General features: G+C 67.0%; 7 protein-coding genes. 4 read left to right on the top strand and 3 right to left on the bottom strand.

Going from position 1 to position 3,614, the window contains the following annotated elements:
* On the bottom strand, nucleotides 1-226 hold a 226-nt coding region (locus GJ693_RS14695; protein WP_156257013.1), incomplete at its 3' end, for a hypothetical protein.
* Between the two features lie 90 nt (nucleotides 227-316).
* A complete protein-coding gene (locus tag GJ693_RS14690) occupies nucleotides 317-490 on the bottom strand; it encodes a hypothetical protein (RefSeq protein WP_156257012.1) in 174 nt (57 codons plus the stop codon).
* A gap of 366 nt (nucleotides 491-856) precedes the next feature.
* On the opposite strand from GJ693_RS14690, the gene GJ693_RS14685 reads away from it, so the two are divergent.
* The 4 genes from GJ693_RS14685 to GJ693_RS14670 all read left to right on the top strand — a co-directional run bounded on the left by GJ693_RS14685 (nucleotide 857) and on the right by GJ693_RS14670 (nucleotide 2,955).
* Nucleotides 857-1,240 (top strand): VOC family protein, encoded by a 384-nt coding sequence (locus GJ693_RS14685; RefSeq protein WP_156257011.1) that lies wholly within the window; start codon nucleotides 857-859, stop codon nucleotides 1,238-1,240.
* Nucleotides 1,240-1,731 (top strand): GlcG/HbpS family heme-binding protein, encoded by a 492-nt coding sequence (locus tag GJ693_RS14680; protein ID WP_156257010.1) that lies wholly within the window; start codon nucleotides 1,240-1,242, stop codon nucleotides 1,729-1,731. The genes GJ693_RS14685 and GJ693_RS14680 overlap by 1 nt, the downstream gene beginning before the upstream one ends.
* Nucleotides 1,732-1,854: 123 nt before the next feature.
* Nucleotides 1,855-2,379 carry a translation initiation factor IF-3 gene (gene infC / locus GJ693_RS14675; RefSeq protein ID WP_156257009.1) on the top strand — a complete coding sequence of 175 codons (525 nt, stop codon included), beginning with the start codon at nucleotides 1,855-1,857 and terminating at the stop codon, nucleotides 2,377-2,379.
* Nucleotides 2,380-2,463: 84 nt separating this feature from the next.
* Nucleotides 2,464-2,955 carry a GAF domain-containing protein gene (locus GJ693_RS14670; protein WP_156257008.1) on the top strand — a complete coding sequence of 164 codons (492 nt, stop codon included), beginning with the start codon at nucleotides 2,464-2,466 and terminating at the stop codon, nucleotides 2,953-2,955.
* 52 nt (nucleotides 2,956-3,007) lie between these two features.
* On the opposite strand, the gene GJ693_RS14665 is transcribed toward GJ693_RS14670, so the two are convergent.
* Nucleotides 3,008-3,614, bottom strand: a 607-nt coding sequence (locus GJ693_RS14665) for a hypothetical protein (RefSeq protein WP_207789967.1), incomplete at its 5' end; no start/stop codon positions are given.

Genomic DNA, 3,614 nt, shown 5'->3' with positions numbered 1-3,614 from the left:
CGCAGGCCGGCACCATGGCGAGGCAGGCGCGCGTGGGTGGCGGCAGGGCCGGGCCCGGCGGCAAGGGCAGCACCTGCCAGCCCAGGATCTCAGCCAGCAGGGTCACCGGCTCCGCCACGTCGGCGGGCAGGCCGAACAAGGCCAGGCGCGGTGCGGCCGGTGCCGCGACGTCGCCGGGCTGGCAGACTGATGCCTCTGCCCTGCACGACTGACCTGCTGTTGCCACCACCCGCTCCTTCGCCCGCGCGGCATTGCCGCGATCTGCAAAGAATAACGGCAGCGGCGGGCGGGCTTGATGTGCGACACGTCGCCATCATCAGCCCGCGAAGGTGAACAATTGTTCCAGCGCCATCAGCGGCACCGGTGGCACCAGCCGGTCCAGCCCATGGCGCGCGAGCTGCCGGCGCATGTCCGGATCAGCCACATCAACGTGGATCACGCCTGCCTCAGGGCGCAACGCCAGGCGCACGCCCTCGTCAGGCGCGCTCACGACGCTTTGGGCAGCCTGTCCCTGCACCCGCCAGCCCAGGATTTCGGCCAGCAGGCACAGTTTCTCGGCCTCGTCAGGCGGTAGGCCTGACAGGCTGATGCAACGACTGAAGCACGCGTCGGCCCTCTCCGACGATGCCGGCCATAAAATGAACACGCTGCTTCCCCAAAAAAGCGGACCCTGGGCCGAGTGGTTAACCGGTTGCTAACACAGCGCAAGGTGGAGTTTGGTCCATATTGGATGCGATCTGGGTCCATCCTGGCAGGCCGCCCGCCATCTCGACAGCCGGCTGGCAATTTGCTTCCATGGCGATCCACGCGAAAACAGCGCCATGGCGCATTGAACCAACGCACAGGGGGACGGATCATGTTCAGCCACATCATGGTGGGGGCCAACGACACGGCCGCATCAAAGAAATTCTATGACGCCACCTTTGCCGCCATGGGCATTGGCCCCGGCCACGCCGACGACAAAGGCCGGGTGTTCTGGATGACGCCGACCGGCATCTTTGCCATCACCCCGCCGATCGACGGCAACCCGGCCTGCCACGGCAACGGCAGCACCATCGGCTTTGCCATGGCCAGCCCGGCGATGGCCGATGCCTGGCACGCGGCCGGCGTTGCCAACGGCGGCACCGCCATCGAGGATCCGCCCGGCGTGCGCCAGGGCGGCATGGGCGCGCTCTATCTCGCCTATCTGCGCGATCCGGCCGGCAACAAGCTGTGCGCGCTGCACCGGATGCCGGCCTGATGCGCGCGCTCACCCTGCTGGGCGCGGCGCTGCTGCTGGCCGTGCCGGCAACGGCGCAACTGGTGAAGGACAAGCCGACCCTCACGCTGGCCGCCGCCCGCATCGTCACCGATGCCGCCCAGGCCGAGGCCGACAAGCGCGGCCTGAAGGTGACGATCGTGGTGGTCGATCCGGCCGGCGTGCCGATCGCCCTGCGCCGCATGGACGATGCGCCGCCCGCCGGGCCGGACATCGCCACCGGCAAGGCGCAGACGGCGGCGCGCTTTGGCAGTCCCACCGCCCTTTATGAGCAGCGGCTGCAGAAGGAAGGCCAGCTGCGCTACCTCACCTTCCCGGGGGCCATGGTCGCCTCGGAAGGCGGCATTCCGCTGAAGCGGGACGGCAAGACCATCGGTGCGGTTGGCGTGTCCGGTGGCACCTCCCAGGAAGACGGCCTGATCGCCGCCGCCGGGGTGGCCGCGCTGGAGGCGGCGCTCGCTTCGGCCAAGTGACCGCCGCCAACGGCTGAATCCGGCCGGCCCACCTGCGCCCTCTTGCCGCTGGTGGGCCGGCCGCGCTATTGAGGCGCGCAACACAACACAGGAGAGACTGCCATACCACCGCCCCCACGCCGCATGATGAATGCGCCCGCGCCGATGACCGGCCCGCGTTATGATGAGTTCATCAACGTTCCCAAGGTCCGTGTCATCGATCAGGACGGGGAAAATCTGGGTGTGCTCTACACCCGCGAAGCCATTGCGATCGCACAGGAAGCCGGGCTGAACCTGGTGGAAGTCTCCCCCGGCGCCGATCCGCCGGTGTGCAAGATCCTCGATGTCGGCAAGTTCAAGTATGAGGCCCAGAAAAAGGCCGCTGCTGCTCGCAAGAACCAGAAGACGCAGGAGATCAAGGAGATCAAGATGCGTCCGAACATCGACGAGCATGATTATCAGACCAAGATGAAGGCCATCCACCGCTTCCTGGAAGAAGGCGACAAGGTGAAGCTCACCCTGCGCTTTCGCGGCCGCGAGCTGTCGCATGGCGAGCTCGGCCTGAAACTGCTGGAGCGTGTGCGCGACGAGACCGCCGAACAGGCCAAGGTCGAACAGTTGCCGCGCCTGGAAGGCCGCCAGATGCTGATGGTGATCGCGCCGAAATAAGCGGGCGTTACCGTTGATCATGAACGCCGCCGGCTCACCCCGGCGGCGTTTGCGTTTCGGCGGCCACGGCGCTAACGGGCGGCCATGTCATATTTTGCCCCCGCCCTCGAAGGCACCAAGCCTGATCAATATGCCCAGCTGAACCAGCAGCTTGCCCTGCTGATCGGCGACGAGCGCGATTTCGTTGCCAACATGGCCAACATGGCGGCGCTGCTGTTCCACCAGCTGCCTGATCTCAACTGGGCCGGCTTCTACCTGATGAAGGAGGGCGAGCTGGTACTCGGCCCGTTCCAGGGCAAGCCGGCCTGCATCCGCATCCCGCTGGGCCGCGGCGTGTGCGGCACGGCGGCGGCCACCCGCGAAACTCAGGTGGTGCCCGATGTCCACGCCTTTCCCGGCCATATCGCCTGCGATGCCGACAGCCGGTCGGAAATTGTCGTGCCGCTGATCAAGGACGGCGTGGTTGTCGGCGTGCTCGATCTCGACAGCCCAAGGCCCGGCCGCTTCGATGAAGACGACCGGGCCGGGCTGGAAGCCGCAGCGGGATGCATACTGGGTGCCAGCCTGATGGTCTGAGCCCGCGCCGACCGGTCCCTAAGGGGGCCAGAACCGGCAGCCACGGATCAGATCATTTCTCCAGCTTCACGATGACTTCGTGGCGCTGGTTGGCCATCGACGCATCGATGCCCTTCAGCGCGGCGGCGCGCTGTTCGGCCGAAAGATCCTTGGAGGCTTCGATGGCAGCGCGGGCCGAGGCCATGGCCGCCTGGATCTTCTTCTGCATTTCCAGGCCGCAGGTGGCGAGCTGACCGAAATCGGCGTCGGCCGGCAGCTTCACGCCTTCGCGGTCGCAACGGGCCCGCATGTGGGCCTTGACCTCGGCAATGCGGGCTTCCGCCTGCTTGCCGGCCATTTCGGCGTGCCTGGCGGCCATTTCGGCCATTTCCTGGTGACGGATCATCACCATCTTCTTGCCGTCTCTGGTCTCCATCACCTTGACCATCTCGCCGTGGCCCTTGCCGTGCATCATCATGTCCGGCTCGGCGCCACTGATGTCGTCGGTGATCACCTTGCCGTCCTTGACGACCATCTTGTGGATCACCTTCTCGCCCGGCGTGGCGCCGGCCTTGTGGTGGAAAACCATCACCTTGGGCGCATCCGGGGCATCGGGAGCATCCGGCGCCGACGGCGGGGCAGGCGGCGAGGGCGGCGCCGGCGCGGCCGGGGGTGCGGGC

Origin of the sequence: Sandarakinorhabdus oryzae, from assembly GCF_009733735.1 — a bacterium.
GTDB lineage: Bacteria > Pseudomonadota > Alphaproteobacteria > Sphingomonadales > Sphingomonadaceae > Sandarakinorhabdus > Sandarakinorhabdus oryzae.
Note: the sequence above shows the minus strand (reverse complement) of the source record. Positions and strands in the feature narration are given on the sequence as shown.